A 1,947-nucleotide genomic window follows, 5' to 3' on the forward strand; every position below is an offset into this window, starting at 1 on the left:
CTAATCGGGTCGAGGAGAGCAATTAACCCTCCCCTCCCACACCACCCATCATGCGGGTCCGCAATGGGCGGTTCATGAAGACGCGCAGACAATCACAGATGGCTTACGCATAACCTTGGACTTTCATCCAGAACTTGCGAATCGATAACAATCCCTGTTGTTCCAACCACTCATTCGTCATTCCCGTTTGCGTTGCTAGGGTCTTCGACAAGCGCCAGTAGCCTTTGCGACTAATGCCCGTCGAGATCGCCTGACGCTTACTGGTTCCCAACTTGAGTAGATGAGCGATGCGCGTTCTCGGTCTGCGCCACTGTTTCCAGTAGCACATGCGAAGGCGCCGCCTCAACCAACCGTCTAACGCTTCGATGGGGGTGTAGTGCTGGGAAATACCGAAATAGTTCATCCACCCTCGCAAGTATCGGTTCAAGCGCTCGAATCGCTCTGACATGGAGACTCCCCAACTGCGAGCGGTTAAGCCCCGCAATCGATATTTGAAGTCTTGTAGAGCTTGATCACAAGCGAAGATGCGAATGCCTCGGAAAGTAAATCCGAGATAGTTCAACTCCTCAATCTTGACCACTCGACTCTTTTCCCGATTCACTTTGAGCTTCAGCATTTGGGTCAAGTAACCACTCATTCTAGCCATCACTCGCCGCCCTGCTCGTCTGCTTTTGACCAAGATTACTAGGTCGTCTACATAGCGAACAAATCGATGCCCTCTCGCTTCTAGCTCTTTGTCCAAATCATCCAATCGGATATTGGACAACAAGGGTGAAAGCGCAGACCCTTGTGGTGTGCCCCATGCGGTCGGTTCAACAGTACTTCCCACCATCACCCCGGCTCTCAGGTAACGACCAATTAACCCCAAAAGTCCCTTATCAGCAACTTTTCGAGCCACACGAGACATCAAGACATCGTGATTGACCGTATCGAAGAATTTCTCCAGATCTAGATCAACCGCAATGCGATACCCTGCTTTCACAATCGTTTTCACCTGTTGGATCGCTCCATGAGCCGAACGGTGTGGTCGGCTACCATAGCTTGACTCAGAAAACGCTGGGTCAAAAACTGGCGTAAGCACCTGCAAGATGGCTTGTTGGATCACTCGGTCTACGACACAAGGAACCCCCAATTTTCGCTCTCCTTTGCCTCTCGGCTTCGGGATCACCCCCCGTCGCACGGGACGCGGTTGGTAGCTGCCATCGTGTAAGGATTGGCGAATCTCTTGCCAATGTTCACGAGCATAGGCAGGAAAGTCTTCTAAGCTCATCCCGTCACTGCCGGGTGCGCCTTTGTTTGACTTCACCCGTTCCCAGGCTCTTTGAACATTGTTGCGCTCTAAGATTCGCGCCATCAGGTTGTCTAAGGCTGGCTCTGTGTCAGCACGCCAAACGCGATCTCCCCCATCCGGGTTCATCGATGCGTCTGAGTTGTTCATGGCTCCTCCTTAGTTCGTTCATGTTCAGCCCTTCGTCTGTTAGGACTACTATGGCTTCGGCTGACTTCTGTACGGTGAACCCTTGAAATTACTCCCAAGAGCGCTGTTCTGCTGACATTAGGGTTCTGTGGCTCCCTCGCCGTTTCCCGCGAGACCTCAGTCAGACTCCCATAGTCAACAAACCGCAACCGCACAGACCTCCCCAGATAAGACCGTGATCTCTCCCGCCGCAACCGCGTCATTTACTGCGCCCCTTGAACCAAGGATTTCGTTGTGTTGTGCCAACTCATCCGGGGGACGAGCGCCTTCTATGACGTTTCTGTTCGTCGGCTCGTCGGTTTGTCGCTGGCTTCCTTCAGACCTTCCCTCGCGGGAACGCCCTTGCCTTAAACTAGTGGTTATCGTCACTCGGAACTTTTGGGTTCATTTGGACGTTGGTTCCACCACAGGGGACTTTCACCCCATTAGATCACGCCCATGCTGGGCGTACACAAGTCGATGAAGCGGAC

General features: G+C 52.9%; 1 protein-coding gene. It reads right to left on the reverse strand.

The genetic code is table 11. The features are described from left to right. Nucleotides 1-103 precede the first annotated feature (103 nt). Nucleotides 104-1,438, reverse strand: a complete 1,335-nt coding sequence (gene ltrA / locus ACJ2PR_RS35750; RefSeq protein WP_446880617.1) for a group II intron reverse transcriptase/maturase — start codon at nucleotides 1,436-1,438, stop codon at nucleotides 104-106. Between the last annotated feature and the right edge of the window lie 509 nt (nucleotides 1,439-1,947).

This window comes from Phormidesmis sp. 146-33 (genome assembly GCF_052939515.1).